An 18227-nucleotide genomic window follows, 5' to 3' on the forward strand; every position below is an offset into this window, starting at 1 on the left:
GAACTGACCCGTTTCTGGTCAGATCACCTCCGATCGGCATGACGCTGATTATCTCACCGCAGGATGATGGTGGCTTCTGGAAGGGCGCGTGCCGCTCGACCATTTCCTCGTACGAGGTCCTATAGGCGAACCCAGTCTTGATGCGGGTCTGTCTCATATTCTCCCGGGAAACGGGTGAAATAAATCAATGAAAAGGATGAAGAACATGAAAGGATTATCCTTGGCGTGCGCCTTGTCGGCGGCTCTGGTAGGTGTGTCGTTTGGTGGTCCGGTGCAAGCGCAGGAGCGCTTCGTGACCATAGGCACCGGCGGTCAGACCGGCGTCTACTACGTGGCGGGCCAGTCCATCTGCCGCTTCCTCAACCGCGGCGCCGCCGATCACCAGATCAAGTGCAACGCCCCGGCCAGTGGCGGCGGTGTTGCCAACGTCAACGGCATCCGCTCCGGCGAATTCAACTTCGGCATCATGCAGTCCGACCACCAGTACAAGGCGATGAAGGGCGTCGAGCCGTTCAAGGCCGAAGGTCCGATGGATGACATCCGCGCCGTCTTCTCCCTGCAGAGCGAAGTGTTCACCATCCTGGCCCGCAAGGACGCCAAGATTGCCAGCTTCGACGACCTGAAGGGCAAGCGCGTCAACATCGGCAACCCGGGTTCCGGTCAGCGTGACACCTTCGAAGAGATCATGGCCGTGAAGGGCTGGGACAAATCCGCCTTCAGCCTGGTTTCCGAACTGAAACCCGCCGAGCAGGCTTCTGCCCTGGGTGACAACAACATCGACGCCATGAGCTACTTCGTCGGCCACCCGAACGGCGCCATCCAGGAAGCCTCCACCACCACGGACACCGTGCTGGTGCCGGTCACCGGCCCCGAGATCGACAAGCTGCTGGCCGAGAAGAGCTACTACAGCAAGGCCGAGATCCCGGGTGGTCTCTACAAGGGCAGCCCGAACCCGACTCCGTCCATCGGTGGCAAGGCGGTGCTCTCCACCAGCGCCAAGGCCGATCCGGAAGTGGTCTACCAGCTGGTCAAGTCCGTGTTCGACAACCTGGACCGCTTCAAGCGCCTGCACCCGGCCTTCGCGGATCTGAAGGAAGCCGACATGATCAAGGTGGGTCTCTCCGCTCCGCTGCATGAAGGCGCTGTGCGTTACTACAAGGAACGTGGCTGGATGTAATCCGGCTGCGTCTTCGGATGTGCCCCGGACTCGCTCCTCCTTCGGGGGAGCGAGTCTCATTTATTGCAGTACCTACAGAGTCACACTATGCAGCAAACACAACAACAAGAGGCGCTCTCGGCCGAGGAGCTGATCGCCCAGGACGTCGGCGCCAGGCTGCCCGTCGGCCCCATGAGCTGGATCATCGCAGGTCTTGCGCTGATCTGGTCCCTGTTCCAGCTCTGGATCGCCTCGCCGCTGCCCTTCTCCCTCGGCATCGGCGTCCTCAACGACACTGAAACACGCTCGATTCACCTGGCCTTCGCCATCCTGCTCGCCTACCTGGTGTTCCCGGCCATGCGCAGCTCACCGCGAGACAGGGTTCCCCTTGCCGACATCGCCCTCGGCCTCGTCGGTGCCGCCGTCGCCAGCTATCTGTTCGTCATGTACCAGGAGCTTGCCCAGCGTCCCGGCAACCTGACCACCATGGACTTCGCGGTGGCCTGCGTCGGCATCCCGCTTCTGCTGGAAGCGGCCCGCCGCGCCCTGGGCCCGGCCCTGGCGGTCATCGCCATCGTCTTCCTGGCCTACAGCCTGGCCGGTCCCTGGATGCCTTCCCTGCTGGCCCACCGTGGGGTGAGCCTGCATGCGCTGGCCAACCACCAGTGGATCACCACCGAAGGGGTGTTCGGCATCGCCCTCGGGGTCTCCACCAGCTTCGTCTTCCTGTTCGTGCTGTTTGGCGCCCTGCTCGAGCGCGCCGGTGCGGGCCACTACTTCATCCAGCTCGCCTTCAGCCTGCTGGGTCACCTGCGCGGCGGCCCGGCCAAGGCGGCCGTGGTCGCCTCGGCCCTGACCGGCGTCATCTCCGGCTCCTCCATCGCCAACGTGGTGACCACGGGCACCTTCACCATCCCCATGATGAAACGGGTCGGTTTCTCCAAGGAGAAGGCCGGCGCGGTGGAAGTGGCCTCCTCGGTCAACGGCCAGATCATGCCGCCGGTCATGGGGGCTGCGGCCTTCCTGATGGTGGAATACGTGGGCATTCCCTATGTGGAGATCATCAAGCACGCCTTCCTGCCGGCGGCCATCTCCTACATCGCCCTGCTCTACATCGTGCACCTCGAGGCGCTCAAGCTCGGCATGCAGCCCATCGGCAACCGTCAGCCGCGCCCCTGGCTGCGTCGCCTGACCGGCTTCGCCTTCGGTGCCGCCCTCATTAGCGGCCTCTCCATGGCGGTCTACTACGGTCTGGGCTGGCTCAAGCCGGTACTGGGTGACTATGCCCTGCCGGGGATCAGCGTGCTGCTGGCCGTCGCCTACCTGGGACTGCTGAAGATCGCCGCGAGCAACGCACCGCTGCCGGCGGAAGACCCGGACAAGCCACTGGACGAGCTGCCCGAGACCCGCGCCGTGCTGCTCTCCGGCCTGCACTTCCTGCTGCCCGTGGTGGTGCTGGTGTGGTGTCTGATGGTGGAGCGCCTCTCCCCCGGCCTGTCGGCCTTCTGGGGGTCGGTGATGCTCATCATCATCCTGCTGACCCAGCGTCCGCTGCTGAACTGGCTGCGCACCGACGGCAAGCACGACTACGGCTCCTTCACCGATGGCGTGGTGGACCTGCGCGAGGGGCTGATTGCCGGTGCCCGCAACATGATCGGCATCGGCATCGCCACCGCCACGGCCGGCATCATCGTCGGGGCCGTCTCCCAGACCGGTGTCGGCCTGGTGCTGGCGGATCTGGTGGAGTACCTCTCCATGGGCAACCTGCTGCTCATGCTGATCCTCACCGCCCTGCTGAGCCTCATCCTCGGCATGGGGCTGCCGACCACCGCCAACTACATCGTGGTGTCCAGCCTGCTGGCCCCCGTGGTGGTGACCCTGGGGCAGCAGAATGGCCTCATCGTGCCGCTCATCGCGGTGCACCTGTTCGTCTTCTACTTCGGCATCATGGCGGACGTGACCCCGCCGGTGGGGCTGGCCTCGTTCGCCGCGGCCGCCGTCTCCAAGGGGGATCCCATCAAGACCGGGATCACGGCGTTCTACTACAGCCTGCGTACCGCGGCGCTGCCGTTCCTGTTCATCTTCAACACCGATCTGCTGCTCATCAACGTGGACTTTGCCCACGGCGTGCTGATCTTCATCGTGGCCACCATCGCCATGCTGATCTTCGCTGCCGCCACCCAGGGCTTCTTCCTAGTGAAGAGCCGCTGGTACGAGAGCGTGCTGCTGCTGCTGGTGGCCTTCACCCTGTTCCGTCCTGGCTTCTGGATGGACATGCTGCACGATCCGTATCGCGACGCCGCGCCGGCCGAGCTGGCCCAGACCATGGGCCAGGTGGAGGCCGAGAGCACCCTGCGCCTGCGCATGGAAGGGGAAGATGCGGTGGGCAAGTTGCGCCGCTTCACCGTGCTGCTGCCGGTGCCGGAGGGCGCGAGCGGTGAGGACCGTCTGGCCAAGCTGGGGATCCAGACCTATGAGCAGGACGGCAAGATCCTGATCGACACCGTCACCTTCGGCAGCCAGGCTGCCGATCTGGGGCTGGAGATGGATCAGCAGATCCTGAGCGTCAAGGCGCCCACCGAGCGCTGGCCCAAGGAGCTGATGTGGCTGCCGGGCTTCTTGCTGTTTGGGGCCGTGGTCTGGCTGCAACGCCGCCGGGTCGCTCGACCCTGATCATCACCCAATAAAAAAACGGCGCCTTCGGGCGCCGTTTTTTATGCTGGGCTGTGATGCCGGCCGCTTCGGGCCATCAGTCCAGGGCATCAGTTGGACTGGGTCTGCTTCTGTTTTTGCAGTTGGTCGAGGGTCTGCTGCTCCTGCGGGCTGAGGCCAAGCTGCTCGCAGGCCTGTTCAAAGCTGATGCCAAGATGGCACATCATGATATCGATAGCGGGCAGGTAGTTGGTCATAGCATCTTCCATGGTGATCCTCCAGAGCTGTCTCTTATGCCCGAGGGCGGGGATGGGGGCAATTAGACTTTAGGTGTAGGGAGCCATCTGCTTCAGCCTCTGCCACTGGCCGGGGGAATTTGCTACTCTTGCGGGCACTAAAGAGGTTGCCGCCCCAGGGCGAGCAGCCGGTGAGGAGCAGGGCATGTTATTGAGTTTCTTGATCATCGCATCGGGATGGTGGCACATCCGCGCGGCTTACGGCTCAGACTCCCGTCAGTTCTACATCAGCAAACCCCTGACCATGCTGTTCATCATCGCCCTGGCGTTTGGCTACCAGGGCGACGATCACAACGGCTCCCACGCCTGGATCCTGCTCGGTCTCTGCCTGTCGCTGGCGGGTGACGTGCTGCTGATGCTGCCACGGGATCGTTTCATCCAGGGGCTGGCGGCATTTCTTGTCGCGCACCTCTGCTACATCGTCGGGTTCGCCCAGGGGCCCCTGGTGCTCAAGCTGGTGGACGGCCTCCTGCTGTTGCTGGTGGCCGGCATGGTGTTCGGGCTCCTGTGGGGCCAGCTCGGCGAGATGAGGATCCCCGTCTTCTGCTACATGCTGGTGATCATCGCCATGGCCTGGGTGGCCGCCGGTGCCTGGCATGCCTCTCTCACTGCCGGCAGCGCCGCCGCCCTGGTGGGGGCGCTGATGTTCCTCTTCTCCGACAGCATGCTGGCACTGGACAGATTCCGCCGCCCCTTCCCCCATGCCACCGCCTGGATCATGAGCAGCTACTTTGCGGCACAGTTCCTGATCGCCGCCTCCCTGGCGGGCTGACCGGCGGGCAGCCATGAAAAACGGGCCTTCTGGCCCGTTTTGCTATGTGATCCCCACCTTTCACGCCTCGACCGGTTCTGCGTCAGGGTCCCTCGGGGCCGGCTGCTTGAGCAGCAGCATCAGGGCGCTGGCGATCAGCAGGAAGATACCCATCACGTAGAACACCTGGTTGTAGGCCATGATGGCCGCCTCGCGGCTGATGGTGTTCGACAGCATGGCCCGGGCCTGCAACTGGGCCTGCTCCGGCCCGGCTCCCTGGGCCATCATGTTCTGGGCCAGCTGCATCAGATAGGCCTGCCCCTCGATGCTGGTGGCGGCCAGGGTGCTGCCGATCTGGCTGACATGAGTCCGGGTGTCGTTGTCGATCAGGGTGGCGATGATGGCGATGCCGAAGGCGCCCCCCAGGTTGCGCAGCACGTTGAGCAGGGTCGAGGAAGAGGGGAGCTCGTCCGGCGTCAGGCTGGCGGTCGCCACCAGGGAGAGGGGCACCATGATGAAGGGCTGCCCCAGGGCTCGCACGATGAGGGACTGGATCAGCTGGGGCCCGGCGTAGTCGGCGTTCATGTTCACGTTCATGAAGCAGCTGATGGCGAAGACCAGAAAGCCGAAGCTCACCAGATAGCGCGGATCTATCTTGTGGGTCAGCTTGGGCACCAGGGGGAGCACCAGCAACTGGGGCAACCCCATCCACATCAGCACCTCACCGATTTCCAGGGCGTTGTAATTGTGGATCTGGGTCATGTAGAGGGGCAGCACATAGATGGATCCCATCAACCCCATACCGAGCACTAGATAGGCGAAGCAGGCCAGGGCGAAGCGCGGGTTGTGCAGCAGCCGCAGGTTGACCAGGGGGTGGCGGCGCAGCAACTGGCTGATGACGAAGAACACCAGGGCCACCACCGAGATGACGGTGAGCCGCACGATGAAGCTCGAGCCGAACCAGTCCTCCCGGTTGCCCTCTTCCAGCACCACCTCCAGGAGGCCGAGACCCACCGCCATGGTGAGGATGCCGATGAGATCCACCCGCTTGATCACCTCCCAGTCCACCGGCTTCCTGTCCAGTCCGTGGGCCAGCATGGCCATCACCAGCAGGCCGGGCGGCACGTTCAGATAGAAGATGTAGTGCCAGGACATCTGCTCCGTCAGCCAGCCCCCCAGGGTCGGGCCGATGGCGGGGGCGAAGGTGGCGCACAGGCCGAACAGCGCCATGCCGGTGGCTCGCTTGTGCAGCGGCAGCAGGCTGACGATGAGGGAGAAGGCCATGGGGATCAGGGCCCCGCCGGTGAAGCCCTGCAGCGCCCGAAAGACGATCATGCTGGTGAGGTTCCAGCTGAACGAGCAGAGCACGGAGGCGACGATGAAGGCGCCCGTGGTCCACAGCAGGTAGCGCCGCACGCTCAGTCCCCGGCTCAGCCAGCCGCTCAGCGGAATGGCGATCATCTCCGCCACCAGATAGGAGGTGGAGATCCAGGAGCTCTCGCTCAGGGTGGCCGAGAGTGCCCCCTGAATGTCTTTCAGGGAGGCGTTGGTGATCTGGATGTCGAGGATGGCCATGAAGGCGCCGATGAGGCCCCCCATGACCGCGATCCAGTTGCGGCGTGGTATGGCGTCCATCAGTGGGCGGCCACCACGGTATCAGGGATGCGGGTGTCGACGATCACCTCGGTGGAGAGGCCGGGCAGCAGCTTGCCCGCCAGGGCGCCCGGATCCGGGATGCGGATCTTGACCGGCACCCGCTGCACGATTTTGGTGAAGTTGCCGGTGGCGTTCTCCGGCGGCAGCAGGGCGAACTTGGCGCCGGTGGCCGGAGAGAGGCTGTCGATGATCCCCTCGACCGGTTGATCCGGATAGGCATCCAGGATCACCTCCACCTTCTGGCCCGGCTGCATGTGCTGCAACTGGGTCTCCTTGAAGTTGGCCTCGACCCACACCTGGCTCAGGGGCACCAGGCTGGCCACCTGCATACCGGACTGGACGTAGAGCCCTTCCCGCAGGCTGCGCTTGCCGATGATGCCGTCAGCCGGGGCTCGCAGCTCGGTGTAGCCGAGTTCCAGCCTGGCTTGTTCAAGCTGGGCTTCGCTCAATGCCAGCCTGGCCTGGTTCTGCTTGGCTTCGGCATCCAGCACCAACAGCCGCTCGCGGGCGGCCTGCAAGGCGGCTTTGGCCTCCAGTGCCTGGGCCTGGTTGACCTGCAAGCCGGCGCGCACCTCGTCCAGGCTGTCCTGGGAGCTGTAGTGACGCTCATTGAGCTGGCTGACCCGGCGCACCTGCTGCTGGGCCCGGACCTGCTCGGCATTGGCCGAGCTGACTTTTGCCTCGGCCTGGCGGATGAGGCTCAACTGCTGGATACGGGTGGCGGCGAGGTTATCCGCCGTCGCCTGGTTGAGGTGCAGATCGGCCTCGGCCTCCGCCACCTTGGTCCTGTATTCGCGGTCGTCGAGCCGGGCGATGAGCTGGCCGGCCTTCACCGCCTGGTTGTCGGTCACCAGCACTTCGCTGATGTAGCCGGAGAGCTTGGAGCCGATGCCGGTCACCTCGCTTTGCAGGTAGGCGTTGTCGGTGCTCTCGAAGTAGCGGCCATGCAGATACCAGTAACCGGCAAACAGCAGGCCGAGCAGGGCCAGCACCAGGGCGGCCAGCAGGGGGATCTTCTTGTGTTGACTCATGATATGGGTTTTCCTGAACTGTGGCGGGCAGGCTAACATCGTGCAACTGTTTCGATTAGTATCCATTCATGAGATATACAGTTTCACTGGTGAAACAATGGACCTGAATGCTGCCTTAATCCTCGTTCGTATCGTCGACAAGGGCTCCTTTACCGCCGCTGCCCAGGAGCTGGGCATGACCAAGGCGACGGTGAGCCGCCGCATCGCCGAGCTGGAGCAGCGTCTCGGCGCGCGGCTGCTCTATCGCTCCACCCGGCAGCTCACCCTGACGGAAGCCGGTGAACAATATTATCTACGCTGCAGCAAGGCGGTGGAGGAGCTGGCCCAGGCCGAACTGATGCTCAGTGCCAGCCAGCAGGAGGTGACGGGGACCCTCAAGCTGGCGGTGCCCATCGAGACTGGACAGCTGGTGGTGGGCAGGCTGGTGGCGAACTTCCTGCAAGCCTATCCGGGCATGAAGGTGGAGCTGGAGCTGACCAACCGCATCGTGGATCCCATCAGCGAAGGGCTGGATGCCATCGTGCGGGTCGGCGACATGAGCGACTCCAACCTGGCGGCGCGGCGTCTCTGGAGCACCGAGCGGCTGCTGTGCGCCAGCCCGGACTATCTGGCGCGCCACCCGGTGATCCAGAGGCCCGCCGATCTGGTGCATCACGAGCGGATCGCGGTCAGCACGGGGTTCCTCGCCTCGCACTGGTGTTTCGAGCTGGATGATCGCGAAGTGCTGGTGGATCCCCCGTCCCGCTTCCAGGTCAACAACATCACCTGTGCCAGGGAGGCGGCGAAGGCGGGGCTGGGGCTGGCTTCCCTGCCCGCCATGCTGTGCCATGATGAGCTGGCGAACGGGACGCTGGTCTCCTTGCTGCCGGAGTGGCAGCAACCCAGGGTACCCATCTACCTGCTGTTTCCCGAGCGGCGCCTGATGCCGCGCAAGCTGAGGGCATTCATCGATTTTCTGGTGGCCAACGGCCCGGCTTACGGTATCGACAAGCTGCTGTAAGGGTTTCGAGGACAACGTATGGAGCGGTGGATGAATCTGTATCGGGCATCTCGCTCCCGGAAGATGCTCGCCCTGGAATGATGGTAGTGCTGGTGATGACGGCACTGGCAAGGGTTTCGAGGACAACGTATGGAGCGGTGGATGAATCTGTATCGGGCATCTCACTCCCGGAAGATGCTCGCCCTGAAATGATGGTAGTGCTGGTGATGATGGCACTGGCAAGGGTTTCGAGGACAACGTATGGATCAGTGGATTAACTTGTATCGCGCCTCTCACTCCCTGGAGGCGCATGCCCTGAAAGGGGCCTTGGAGGTAGAGGGAGTCAGGGTGCGCCTCAGCGGCGAAGGGCTCTCCGGTGCGCTCGGGGAGCTGCCGGTGGATCTGCTGCAAGTGACCCTGATGGTGAACGAGCGGGATCGTCAGCGGGCGGGCCGGATCATCGAGCGCTACCAGCAGCGCCAGGGCAACGGCTGGCTGTGCGGCCAGTGCGGGGAGGAGAACGGCGCCAACTTCGATATCTGCTGGCGCTGCCATCACGATCCCCAGGATCATTGAACGCCCCTCGCGCCCTCAGCGCAGGGTGAAGTCGATGTCATCCCCCGCATGGGCGTCGTGGTAGGTGGCGAGATCCAGCTCCTTCTCGCTGCGGGCGATGAGCACGGAGACCAGGATGTCGCCGGAGACGTTGACCGTGGTGCGCGCCATGTCGAGGATCCGGTCTATGCCGGCGATGAGCGCCACCCCTTCCAGCGGCAGTCCCACTGCAGTGAGGGTCAGTGTCAGCAGCATCAGCCCGGTACCGGGTGTGCCCGCCGTGCCGATGCTGGCCAGTGTGACGATGCTGATGATGGTCAGGTAGTCCACCAGATGCAGATCCACCCCGAAGGCCTGGGCCACGAACAGGGCGGTGACCCCCTGATAGAGGGCGGTGCCATCCATGTTGATGGTGGCGCCGATGGGCAGCACCTTGGCGGTGATGGCGGGGGAGACCCCGAGCCGGCGTTCGGCGCAGGCCAGGCTGATGGGCAGGGTGCTGCTGCTTGAACTGCTGGTGAAGGCCACCGCCTGGGCATCGACGATGCTCTTGAAGTAGTGCAACGGGTTGAGGCGCGCCATCAGGAGCAGCAGGCTGCTGTAGACGCCGAGCACGTGCAGCAGGCAGCCGAGGTAGACGGCGCCGATCACCTTGAGCAGCGGCAACAGCAGGCTGACGCCGTACTTGCCGGTCATCCAGGCCATCAGGGCGCAGACGCCATAGGGGGCCAGGGCCATCACCATCTGGGTCAGCTTGAACATTCCCTCCGCCAGAGAGGTAAAGAACAGGATGGCGGGGCGGCCGCGTCGCCCGGTGGCGTTGAGGGCGAGAGCGAGGGCCACGGCGAACACGATCACCTGCAATATCTTGCCATCGCCCATGGCCTGCACCGGGTTGCGCGGCACCAGGTGGCTCAGCACGCTGGCCAGGGTAGGTTGCTGCGCCATGGCGCCCCGTTCATAAGGACCCATATTGGCGCCCATGCCCGGTTCCAGCAGCCAGCCCATCATCAGGCCGATGCAGATGGCGACGGCGGTGGAGCAGAGATAGAAGCCGATGGCCTTGCCGGCGATGCGGTCGAGCCGCTTGCCCTTGAGCAGGGCGGTGAGGCCTGCCAGGACGGAACAGAAGATGAGGGGCACCATCAGCATCTGGATGGTGTTGACGAACAGGACGCCGATGGGCTTGAGCAGCAGGGCCTGCTCGCTGAAGCAGAGCCCCAGACCTATCCCGGTCAGCATGCCGAGCAGAGTCTTCAACCAGAGCGGGCGACGGGTCCAGATCCGCCAGGGTTTGAAGACCAATCCATGGAACAGCATGACGCCAATGTCCTTATTTTCTGTCTGCGGTGGCAAAAAGGGGCGACAGTGTAGCCATCCCCCCGTCAGGTTGCCACATTATCGACAAAGCGGCGCTCACGACCAGCCCGCTGGCGTTAAAAAAGGCGTTTTGTTGGCCTATATCAAGAACCCTCTCCGGGCTTCGTGCTTTAATTGTCATCTGACATGATGATTAAAGAGGTTCGAGATGTCCCAATCGATACACGGTCACGAAGTGATGGAGATGATGCTGGAGCAGGAGAGTCCGTTTACCCGGGCCAGCCTCAGGGCGGCGATCGCCTCGCGCTTCGGTGCCGAGGCCCGGTTCCACACCTGCAGCGCCAGCGAGATGGACGCTGACGCCCTGATCGACTTCCTGGCCAGGCGCGGCAAGTTCATCGACTCGGAGTCAGGGTTCCAGACCCGCGCTGACAAGATCTGCAACCACGGATGATCGCCAGTGGTGAGCGCGGTGGGGCGCTCGCCGAATCCCGCCACCTTTGTTATATTTCGCCCTCCTTCCCCTCTTGTTGAAAGGTTCTGCCCGGGCGCTCTATGGACACATTCTCCGCTGCCGTCATGCTGTTTCTGATCATGGATCCGCTGGGCAACCTGCCGGTCTTCCTCTCCATCCTGCGCCATGTCGACCCCAAGCGTCGACGCAAGGTAATGCTGCGGGAGCTGTTGTTTTCACTGGTGATCATGATGGGCTTCCTGTTCGCCGGTCAGCAGATCCTGAGCTTCCTCAACCTGCGTCAGGAGGCGGTCAGCATCGCGGGGGGCATCATCCTCTTCCTCATCGCCATCAAGATGATCTTCCCGAGCCCCGGTGGTGTGACCGGGCTGGCGGCGGGGGAGGAGCCCTTCCTGGTGCCCATGGCCATCCCCATGATTGCGGGCCCTTCCATCCTGGCTTCCCTGCTGCTTCTGGCCAACCAGGAGCCGACCCGGATGGTGGACTGGTCATTGGCCCTGCTGATGGCCTGGGGGGCCAGCGCCGTGATCCTGATGTTCTACGAGCTGTTCAACAAGCTGCTGGGTGAGCGAGGACTCACCGCGGTGGAGCGGCTGATGGGCATGCTGCTGGTGATGATCTCGGTGCAGATGCTGCTGGACGGGGTACACCACTATCTGGCGGTGACGGGTCAGAACTGACGGGGCGAATGCTGATGTCAACGTGAAACGGGGCTTCTTGAGCCCCGTTTTTTTTGCGCGTCAGGCGGCAGCGGCCGGGCCATCCGCCGAGGTTTCCAGCTTGCCCATGATGAGGGTGAGCAGGGTCTCCCGCAGCCAGCGATGGCCCGGATCCTCCTCGTGGCGCTGATGCCAGATGAGCAGGTGGGAGATGCTGTCCAGGGCGATGGGCAGCGGCAGCGGCACCAGGGGATAGACCTGGGTGGCGTGGCGGGCATAGAGCCTGGAGAGGGTCACTATCATGTCCGAGTGCATGCCCATGCGCAGGGCCGCCTCGAAGGAGGGCACGGTCGCCTCGATCCGGCGATAGAGATCCTGCTCCGCCAGCTTGTGATCCAGCATCCAGCGATCCCGCCCCTCGCAGTAGGTCTGCACATGGGGGTAGGCGAGGTAGCGGGCGAGATCCCACTCGGGCTCCTGCAAGGCAGGGTGATCCCGTTGCACCAGGCAGGTGAGATCGTCGATGGTGAGCAACCGCTGGCAGATGGCGTTGGGCAGGGTGTCGAGGCGAAAATCCGAATTGATGCAGTTCTCCCGCACCGTGAAGGCGATATCCACCTGGCCCTGGCTCATCTCGGTCAGGCTGTGCTCGGTCCACTCCTCGTAGCGCAGGCGGATGCCGGGGGCCTGACGCTTCAGTTCGCTCAGGTAGAGGGGGGCAAACAGGGTGAAGGCGCTGTCCATGCTGGCGATGACGAACTCCCGCTCCGTGCTGGCGGGATCGAAGTCCGGCGGCTGGATCAGGTTGTCCAGGGAGAGCAGTATGGGCTGCAGTTGCTGCTGGAGATCCAGGGCGCGGGGAGTGGGATCCATCCCGTAGGCCGAGCGCACGAACAGGGGATCGTCAAAGGTCTCCCGCAACCGTCCGAGGGCCTTGCTGACGGCGGACTGGCTCAGGTGCAAGCGGCGTGCAGCCCGGCTGCCGTTGCGCTCTTCCAGCAAGACTTGCAGGATTATCAACAGATTAAGGTCTATGCGCCCGAGCTGTTCCAGCAACATGATATGAATCCTCTTCAATTCCTAGATGAATATATACCATTTGTTTTCATATCTTGGCGATCCTATGCTCGACGGGTCTCTCGCCCTGGTGGCGGCTGGTACAGGATGTAGCGGTTGAGGGGACAAGTAGCACCGACTCATACGGCGGCCATGGTCGCCGTATTTTTTTGCGCCTCGTCGCCGTTTTTGCGCGATTTTTTCGCCAACTTGCACCTGCCTTGATTTTGCCCAACAATCGATACGCTTTCTTTTGATACAACCTCCAGGTATCTAACAGTCAGGAGTCTCCCTATGGGACTGGGTGGCATTCATATCTGGCATCTGCTGATCCTGCTCGTGGTCGTCGTCGTGGTGTTTGGCAGCAAACGCCTGGCTGGCGCCGGTGAGGATCTGGGCACTGCCATCAGGGATTTTCGCAACGCCTTGCGCGACGATGACAATATCCGGAATAAGTAGGAGTGAACGTATGTCTGTAGACGAGAAAGTGGAACTGAACGAGACCTGTGACAGTTGCGGCTGTTTCGCCGAAATTGGCACCATCATCGGTGAAGGCGACGATGTGATGGAGCTGGCGATCGAGGCCGCGGCAGAAGCCGACGCCCGCGCCAAACTCGCAGCCTATGAGGCGCTGGCCAAGCAGGTGACTGCCGAAGCCGTGATCGACAGCGAACTGACCCAGGGCGCCAACGGCGTGATCCTGAAGGCCCGCCTGCAATTCACCTGCACCGCCGAGAAGTTGATTTTCGAGATGCGTGCCCGCTCTATCTGAGCCCCCCGATGAGACGGCAGGCTTGCCTGCCGTATTGCTTTGCCCCTCGCCTTTTCCCTCTCTTTGCGTTGTATAGTGAGTTATCCCACGGACGATCCGTTTTCCGTCCGGCATGCGCCGATCGGCAGAAGATCCCGCGACGCCCCATGACTTGGCGCAGGCGCCTTCTCTGACAGACCCGACGGTGCGCACCGGCCCACAGCGAGGTGGTTAAATCATGATGCGGCGATGGATCTGGGCCCTGCTGGCTCTCTGTTCTCTCCCTCTGCTGGCGGCGGATCTCAAGCCGCAGTTGCTGCCCCAGGCCGGTGATCTCGAACACATCCTGCAAAAAAAAGAGCTCAGGGCCCTGGTGGTCTATGAGCGGGGGTTTTTCTTTTTCGACAAGGGAGCCCAGTACGGCATCCTGGTCAATCAGCTTCAGGGATTCGAGCGCTGGTTGAACCAGACCTACCTGGCCAAGGAGAAGCTCAAGCTCAAGATCATTTATATCCCGGTGCGCCAGGACAAGCTGCTGGACTATCTGGCCGAGGGGCGCGGGGATCTGGTGGCCGCCAACCTGACGGTCACCCCCACCCGGCGCGAACAGGTGACCTTCTCCCAGCCGCTGATCGCCCCCATCGAGGAGTGGGTGGTGAGCCAGCGGGAGCTCCCTGCCTTCAATCGCATCACCCAGCTGTCCGGCCGGCGGATCTGGGTGCGAGCCAGCTCCAGTTATTTCGAGAGCCTGCACCAGCTCAACTGGCTGTTTCGGGAGCTGGGGTTGCCCCCGGTCTACATCGAGACGGTTCCCGAATACCTGCAGGACGGGGACCTGCTGGAGATGGTGTCAGCCGGGATCATTCCGCTGACGGTCACCGACAGCTTCAAGGGGCGGATCTGGCTCGACATGATTGGCGGCCTCAAGGCCCACAGGCTGATTCCGCTGCGGGACAAGGGGCGAAGCGCCTGGGCCCTGCGCAACAACAGCCCGGAGCTGCTCAAGGCGGTGAACGCCTACATCTCGGAGTCGAGCAAGCGGACCCTCTACAGTGACATGACATTGCGCCGCCTGCTGGCGCAAAGCGACCGCATGAGCAACATACTGGCGCCGGACCCGCTGGGGCGCCTGTCGACCATTCGCAAGGTACTGGAGGCCCAGGCGGACAAGTATCAGCTGGACTGGCTGATGCTGGCCGCGCTGGCTTACAAGGAGTCGGGGCTCAATCCCAATGTCGGCTCTCACCGGGGGGCCGTCGGCATCATGCAACTGCTGCCGAGTACCGGCAAGGAGGTGGGGATCCGAGGCGCCAGACTCACCAGTCTGGAGGGCAATGTGGAGGCGGCCTGTCGCTACATGCGGCTCATCCTGGACACCTACTTCAATGATCCCGGGATGGACAGGCTCAATCGCCATCTGTTCGCCCTGGCCGCCTACAATGCGGGTCCGAACCGTGTCCAGGCATTGCAGGCCAAGGCGGCCGATAAGGGGCTGGATCCGAACGTCTGGTTCGGCAACGTGGAGCAGCTGGTGGCCAACGACGTGGGCCAGGGGCCCATCAACTACGTTGGCACCATCTACAAATACTACGTGGCCTACCGTTTCAGCCTGCCCCAGCTGGAGGGCAAGTCAGAGGCCATCGAGGCGGTGCAGCCCTGAGCCTGTCAATGCTGGCCGGGGAGGGGATCCTCGTGATGCTGCGCAAGGGGTTCCCAGCCCAGATCCCGGTGCTGCTGGTACCAGGGCATCAACAGCCTGGCCGGGGTGGGATCCGGTTGGCTGGCATGAGGTCTCTGACTGAGGGAGGGGTGGTCGCGCAGTTCCATCATCGGCTCCTTGACACTGGGCTATCGGGGCGGTTGTCTGGGTTATGCCACCACCAGATGACAGGGAGATGACCCTTGATCCCCGCCGAGTTTGCCTTGCTCGCCGATCCCGGCGCCGCCCTGAAAGCCCGATGCCAGTTGATCCGCCAGGCTCGCCACCGGATCCTCGCCCAGTATTACAGCTGGGAAGAGGACGGCAGCGGCAAGCTGCTGCTGGCGGAGCTGGTGCGGGCGGCCCGGCGCGGAGTGGTGGTGCAACTGCTCATCGACGATCTCTACGGCGGGGAGAACCGCTTTCTGGAGGCGGTGGCGGCGGAACCGGGCATCGAGGTGCGCCTGTTCAACCCCTTCTGGCTGCGGGGCTGGCGTCCCCTTACCTTGCTGCTGGAAGGGGTGCTGAGCTTTCGCCGCATCAACCACCGGATGCACAACAAGCTGCTGCTGGTGGATGGCAGCCAGGCGGTGATCGGCGGGCGCAACATCGGTGATCGTTACTTCGGGCTGGGGATGTCGCCTCACTTCATCGACCTGGATCTGCTCTGCCGCGGCCCCCTCTGTCAGCAGGCCGAGCAGGGGTTCGCGCTGTTCTGGCACAGTCGCTGGAGCCACCCGGTCCGTCGCCTGTTGAGACGCCCCTTGCTGCCAGCCGAAACCCGGGCCCTGAACGACTTCCTGCTGACCCTGACCGACCCCGCCATGGCGGCCGCCTATGATCTGCCGGCCACTCTGTTTGATGAGTGCCCCGTTCCCCTTTGCTGGCATCCCGGGCGAGGGCTGTGCTGGTTCGATCGCCCCGGCAAGGGGCTGGTCGCCCGGCCGACCACGGCGCCCCTGCTGGGACGCACGCTGGCGAGCAATCAGGGGGCCCTGAGGTTGGTGAGCCCTTACCTGATCCTGACACGGGGGCTGCGTCGCCGGCTCAAGGGGCAGCGACGGCAGGGGGTCGACATCGAGATCCTGACCAACTCCCTGGCCAGCACGGATGTGCCCCTGGTCTATGGCGCCTATCGACGTCACCGCCCCTGGCTCGAGCGTCAGGGGATCACCCTGTTCGAGCTGACGACGGTGGCGTTCAGTCTGCATGCCAAGCTGATCCTGATGGGGAAGGAGGAGGCGCTGCTCGGCAGTTTCAACCTGGATCCCCGCTCCCTGATGCTCAACACCGAGTTGATGCTGCACCTCCATAGCCCGACGCTGTGCGACGAGTTGCAGCAACTCATCGATGGCTGGTTGCAGCAGGCCGTGCACCCGGTGGCGGCGTCCCCCTCTGCATGGCGGCGCCTGCTGGCGCAGTTGAGCGATTGGTTACCTTTGCATCGTTGGTTGTGAGTGGGATCCGCCTTGTGCGAGATCTCGCAAAGCCTTGTGCGCCTTCGAGGATAACGTTTGCCATCCAAAGACGGGACTGGATTGTATAGTATTGTTTTTAATCGATTTATATTAAGAGCGGAGTAACAATCCAGGTTCCTCGACTGCATAGAGGTGCGTGTAGAACGGTTTTTTATTTTATTTAACTGCGTAGTATCTCGAGTGCAAGGACATACACGGCGGCTGGTCTGCCGTGTGGGTGACGGCAACAGGGGAAATCGGCCAACCGGATTGCTCCGGCAGGCGAGGCGGATCGGGAGCGGAAACCCGTGATGCCAGACAGACCCCCGTGGTTGCGGGAGCCCAATATGGAACATGCTATTTGCGAGGGGGTGACATGCGAATGTTGCCCCATTTTTTTTATGCCCGCCGTCCACTTGCCCAATCAAAAAGACCGCCTGCTGGCGGTCTTTTGCGTGATGTCTCGGCGATCAGGCGAGGCCCGCCAGCAGACGACTCCAGTTGCGCTTGGCAACGAGGAAACCGTCTCGCAACGTGCGGTACTCCAGTTGCAGCCTGAGCCTGTCGTAGCGTGCGAGGGCTGTGCGCTTGCGCTGCTCCAGCAGTGACTTGCGGCTGGCATAGTAGTGCTGGATCTGCAGGCTCAGCTTGTCGTACTCCTCCTGCAGCAGTGCCTGCCAGCGTTCCCTGTCGTCCTGCTTGTGCACTCTGGCCTGGGCGCGCTTGAGCTGCATCTCCAGCCTGGCCTGTTCGATGCGTTCCTCCGGGCAGGATCTCAGGTCTTTGGCGAGCCCGCACCAGGCGGCTGTGCGGATCAGCCACTTGGTGGGGTCGAACTGCCACCACTGAATGCCGTTGCGGTAGTCGTTCTCGAACAGGTGATGGAAGTTGTGATAGCCCTCGCCAAAGGTGAAGAAGGCCAGGATACCGTTGTCCCGGGCGCTGTTGCGATCCGTGAACGGTTGGCTGCCCCAGATGTGGGCCAGGGAGTTGATGAAGAAGGTGGTGTGATGGGTCATCACCATGCGCAGCACCCCGGCCAGCAGCATCATGCCGAGCAGATCCCCGTGCAAGAGGCCGAGCAGCAGCGGAATGCCGATGTTGGTGACCAGGGCCAGGGCCAGATAGTGCCTGTGCTGGAAGGCGACCACGGGGTTGTTTTGCAGGTCGCGCACATTGCTGTAGTCGTGGTAGGTATCGCGCTGGTATTCCCGCAGCATCCAGCCGATGTGGGAGTACCAGAAGCCGCGACCCGCACTGTAGGGATCCTTCTGGTTGTCATCCACGTGGCGGTGGTGGCGGCGATGATCCGAGGACCAGTGCAGCGCCGAGTTCTGCAGGGCGAGCGCGCCTCCGATGGCGAAGGTCCATTGCAGGGCCGGGTGTGCCTTGTAGGCCTTGTGGGACCAGAGCCTGTGGTAGCCGGCGGTGATGGAGATGCCGCAATAGCAGAACAGCAGCAGGAAGCAGAGCCACTGCCAGAGGTCGTAGCCCTGGCTCAGTCCATACCAGGGGACCGCTATCAGTGCCGTCAGCCCGGAGAGGGCGAACAGCAGGGTGTTGGTCATGATGATCGGGGGGCGGTCCATTTCACTCGGCTCCTTTCAGCGAACAGATGTTCACTATTCTCCATTGAGCCGGAATGCGGGTCAATGGTAAAAAAGTCGGAGACAAACCTGATCCCGGCCCCGCCTTCGGGTTATCATCTGGCCTCGCTAATCTCAAGGTGACTGT

At 63.0% G+C, this 18227-nt stretch carries 18 protein-coding genes; 11 read left to right on the forward strand and 7 right to left on the reverse strand.

What is annotated here, in order from left to right; translation table 11 throughout:
• Positions 1-205 precede the first annotated feature (205 nt).
• A complete protein-coding gene (locus I6L48_RS05255) occupies positions 206-1177 on the forward strand; it encodes a TAXI family TRAP transporter solute-binding subunit (protein ID WP_041212355.1) in 972 nt (323 codons plus the stop codon).
• Between the two features lie 87 nt (positions 1178-1264).
• A complete protein-coding gene (locus I6L48_RS05260; protein WP_201997614.1) occupies positions 1265-3829 on the forward strand; it encodes a TRAP transporter permease in 2565 nt (854 codons plus the stop codon).
• 89 nt (positions 3830-3918) lie between these two features.
• Here I6L48_RS05260 and I6L48_RS05265 read toward each other — a convergent pair whose 3' ends face one another.
• Positions 3919-4077 (reverse strand): hypothetical protein, encoded by a 159-nt coding sequence (locus I6L48_RS05265; protein ID WP_005332188.1) that lies wholly within the window; start codon positions 4075-4077, stop codon positions 3919-3921.
• A gap of 172 nt (positions 4078-4249) precedes the next feature.
• Between I6L48_RS05265 and I6L48_RS05270 the strand changes: the two genes are divergently transcribed.
• A complete protein-coding gene (locus tag I6L48_RS05270; RefSeq protein WP_045522987.1) occupies positions 4250-4876 on the forward strand; it encodes a lysoplasmalogenase in 627 nt (208 codons plus the stop codon).
• Between the two features lie 60 nt (positions 4877-4936).
• Here the strand turns inward: I6L48_RS05270 and I6L48_RS05275 are convergent, their stop codons facing one another.
• Entirely contained in the window at positions 4937-6490 is a 1554-nt protein-coding gene (locus I6L48_RS05275; RefSeq protein WP_216987833.1) for a DHA2 family efflux MFS transporter permease subunit, read from the reverse strand.
• The gene (locus tag I6L48_RS05280) at positions 6490-7542 is read right to left on the reverse strand and encodes an HlyD family secretion protein (RefSeq protein ID WP_113069470.1); all 1053 of its coding nucleotides are present in this window, start codon (positions 7540-7542) and stop codon (positions 6490-6492) included. The genes I6L48_RS05275 and I6L48_RS05280 overlap by 1 nt, the downstream gene beginning before the upstream one ends.
• 97 nt (positions 7543-7639) lie before the next feature.
• Here I6L48_RS05280 and I6L48_RS05285 point away from each other — a divergent pair, with 97 nt between their 5' ends.
• Positions 7640-8542, forward strand: a complete 903-nt coding sequence (locus I6L48_RS05285; RefSeq protein ID WP_010672586.1) for a LysR family transcriptional regulator — start codon at positions 7640-7642, stop codon at positions 8540-8542.
• A gap of 240 nt (positions 8543-8782) precedes the next feature.
• Positions 8783-9097: a DUF2007 domain-containing protein gene (locus tag I6L48_RS05290; RefSeq protein WP_010672587.1), complete on the forward strand. Its 315-nt coding sequence runs from the start codon at positions 8783-8785 to the stop codon at positions 9095-9097.
• Between the two features lie 15 nt (positions 9098-9112).
• On the opposite strand, the gene I6L48_RS05295 is transcribed toward I6L48_RS05290, so the two are convergent.
• Positions 9113-10396, reverse strand: a complete 1284-nt coding sequence (locus I6L48_RS05295; protein ID WP_041214291.1) for a dicarboxylate/amino acid:cation symporter — start codon at positions 10394-10396, stop codon at positions 9113-9115.
• 208 nt (positions 10397-10604) lie between these two features.
• Here I6L48_RS05295 and I6L48_RS05300 point away from each other — a divergent pair, with 208 nt between their 5' ends.
• Both I6L48_RS05300 and I6L48_RS05305 read left to right on the forward strand, forming a co-directional pair.
• Positions 10605-10850 (forward strand): YecH family metal-binding protein, encoded by a 246-nt coding sequence (locus I6L48_RS05300; RefSeq protein WP_039040405.1) that lies wholly within the window; start codon positions 10605-10607, stop codon positions 10848-10850.
• 101 nt (positions 10851-10951) lie between these two features.
• Entirely contained in the window at positions 10952-11551 is a 600-nt protein-coding gene (locus I6L48_RS05305) for a YhgN family NAAT transporter (protein ID WP_010672590.1), read from the forward strand.
• Between the two features lie 60 nt (positions 11552-11611).
• Here I6L48_RS05305 and I6L48_RS05310 read toward each other — a convergent pair whose 3' ends face one another.
• Positions 11612-12589: a LysR substrate-binding domain-containing protein gene (locus I6L48_RS05310; protein ID WP_216987834.1), complete on the reverse strand. Its 978-nt coding sequence runs from the start codon at positions 12587-12589 to the stop codon at positions 11612-11614.
• Positions 12590-12880: 291 nt separating this feature from the next.
• On the opposite strand from I6L48_RS05310, the gene tatA reads away from it, so the two are divergent.
• The 3 genes from tatA to I6L48_RS05325 all read left to right on the forward strand — a co-directional run bounded on the left by tatA (position 12881) and on the right by I6L48_RS05325 (position 14997).
• Entirely contained in the window at positions 12881-13045 is a 165-nt protein-coding gene (gene tatA, locus I6L48_RS05315) for a twin-arginine translocase TatA/TatE family subunit (RefSeq protein WP_010672592.1), read from the forward strand.
• 10 nt (positions 13046-13055) lie between these two features.
• Positions 13056-13358, forward strand: a complete 303-nt coding sequence (locus tag I6L48_RS05320) for a YfcZ/YiiS family protein (protein WP_216987835.1) — start codon at positions 13056-13058, stop codon at positions 13356-13358.
• Positions 13359-13575: 217 nt separating this feature from the next.
• Complete coding sequence (locus tag I6L48_RS05325; RefSeq protein ID WP_010672594.1) at positions 13576-14997, forward strand: lytic transglycosylase F; 1422 nt, start codon at positions 13576-13578, stop codon at positions 14995-14997.
• A gap of 5 nt (positions 14998-15002) precedes the next feature.
• On the opposite strand, the gene I6L48_RS05330 is transcribed toward I6L48_RS05325, so the two are convergent.
• Positions 15003-15164, reverse strand: coding sequence for a hypothetical protein (locus I6L48_RS05330; RefSeq protein ID WP_010672595.1), 162 nt, complete (start codon positions 15162-15164; stop codon positions 15003-15005).
• Positions 15165-15239: 75 nt separating this feature from the next.
• On the opposite strand from I6L48_RS05330, the gene I6L48_RS05335 reads away from it, so the two are divergent.
• Positions 15240-16493 (forward strand): phosphatidylserine/phosphatidylglycerophosphate/cardiolipin synthase family protein, encoded by a 1254-nt coding sequence (locus I6L48_RS05335; protein ID WP_216987836.1) that lies wholly within the window; start codon positions 15240-15242, stop codon positions 16491-16493.
• Between the two features lie 470 nt (positions 16494-16963).
• On the opposite strand, the gene I6L48_RS05340 is transcribed toward I6L48_RS05335, so the two are convergent.
• A complete protein-coding gene (locus tag I6L48_RS05340; RefSeq protein ID WP_113069478.1) occupies positions 16964-18082 on the reverse strand; it encodes a fatty acid desaturase in 1119 nt (372 codons plus the stop codon).
• Positions 18083-18227 lie beyond the last annotated feature (145 nt).

The sequence above is a fragment of the Aeromonas sp. FDAARGOS 1418 genome (genome assembly GCF_019048585.1).
Classification (GTDB): Bacteria; Pseudomonadota; Gammaproteobacteria; order Enterobacterales; family Aeromonadaceae; genus Aeromonas; species Aeromonas caviae.

Excerpts from the sequence above, each read along its gene's own strand:
- I6L48_RS05305 (WP_010672590.1), top strand. The coding sequence starts at position 10,952 with ATGGACACATTCTCCGCTGCCGTCATGCTGTTTCTGATCATGGATCCG.
- I6L48_RS05310 (WP_216987834.1), bottom strand. The coding sequence starts at position 12,589 with ATGTTGCTGGAACAGCTCGGGCGCATAGACCTTAATCTGTTGATAATC.
- I6L48_RS05325 (WP_010672594.1), top strand. The coding sequence starts at position 13,576 with ATGATGCGGCGATGGATCTGGGCCCTGCTGGCTCTCTGTTCTCTCCCT.
- I6L48_RS05265 (WP_005332188.1), bottom strand. The coding sequence starts at position 4,077 with ATGGAAGATGCTATGACCAACTACCTGCCCGCTATCGATATCATGATG.
- I6L48_RS05260 (WP_201997614.1), top strand. The coding sequence starts at position 1,265 with ATGCAGCAAACACAACAACAAGAGGCGCTCTCGGCCGAGGAGCTGATC.
- I6L48_RS05300 (WP_039040405.1), top strand. The coding sequence starts at position 10,605 with ATGTCCCAATCGATACACGGTCACGAAGTGATGGAGATGATGCTGGAG.
- I6L48_RS05290 (WP_010672587.1), top strand. The coding sequence starts at position 8,783 with ATGGATCAGTGGATTAACTTGTATCGCGCCTCTCACTCCCTGGAGGCG.
- I6L48_RS05340 (WP_113069478.1), bottom strand. The coding sequence starts at position 18,082 with ATGGACCGCCCCCCGATCATCATGACCAACACCCTGCTGTTCGCCCTC.
- I6L48_RS05330 (WP_010672595.1), bottom strand. The coding sequence starts at position 15,164 with ATGGAACTGCGCGACCACCCCTCCCTCAGTCAGAGACCTCATGCCAGC.
- I6L48_RS05280 (WP_113069470.1), bottom strand. The coding sequence starts at position 7,542 with ATGAGTCAACACAAGAAGATCCCCCTGCTGGCCGCCCTGGTGCTGGCC.
- I6L48_RS05320 (WP_216987835.1), top strand. The coding sequence starts at position 13,056 with ATGTCTGTAGACGAGAAAGTGGAACTGAACGAGACCTGTGACAGTTGC.
- I6L48_RS05275 (WP_216987833.1), bottom strand. The coding sequence starts at position 6,490 with ATGGACGCCATACCACGCCGCAACTGGATCGCGGTCATGGGGGGCCTC.
- I6L48_RS05285 (WP_010672586.1), top strand. The coding sequence starts at position 7,640 with ATGGACCTGAATGCTGCCTTAATCCTCGTTCGTATCGTCGACAAGGGC.
- tatA (WP_010672592.1), top strand. The coding sequence starts at position 12,881 with ATGGGACTGGGTGGCATTCATATCTGGCATCTGCTGATCCTGCTCGTG.
- I6L48_RS05295 (WP_041214291.1), bottom strand. The coding sequence starts at position 10,396 with ATGCTGTTCCATGGATTGGTCTTCAAACCCTGGCGGATCTGGACCCGT.
- I6L48_RS05255 (WP_041212355.1), top strand. The coding sequence starts at position 206 with ATGAAAGGATTATCCTTGGCGTGCGCCTTGTCGGCGGCTCTGGTAGGT.
- I6L48_RS05270 (WP_045522987.1), top strand. The coding sequence starts at position 4,250 with ATGTTATTGAGTTTCTTGATCATCGCATCGGGATGGTGGCACATCCGC.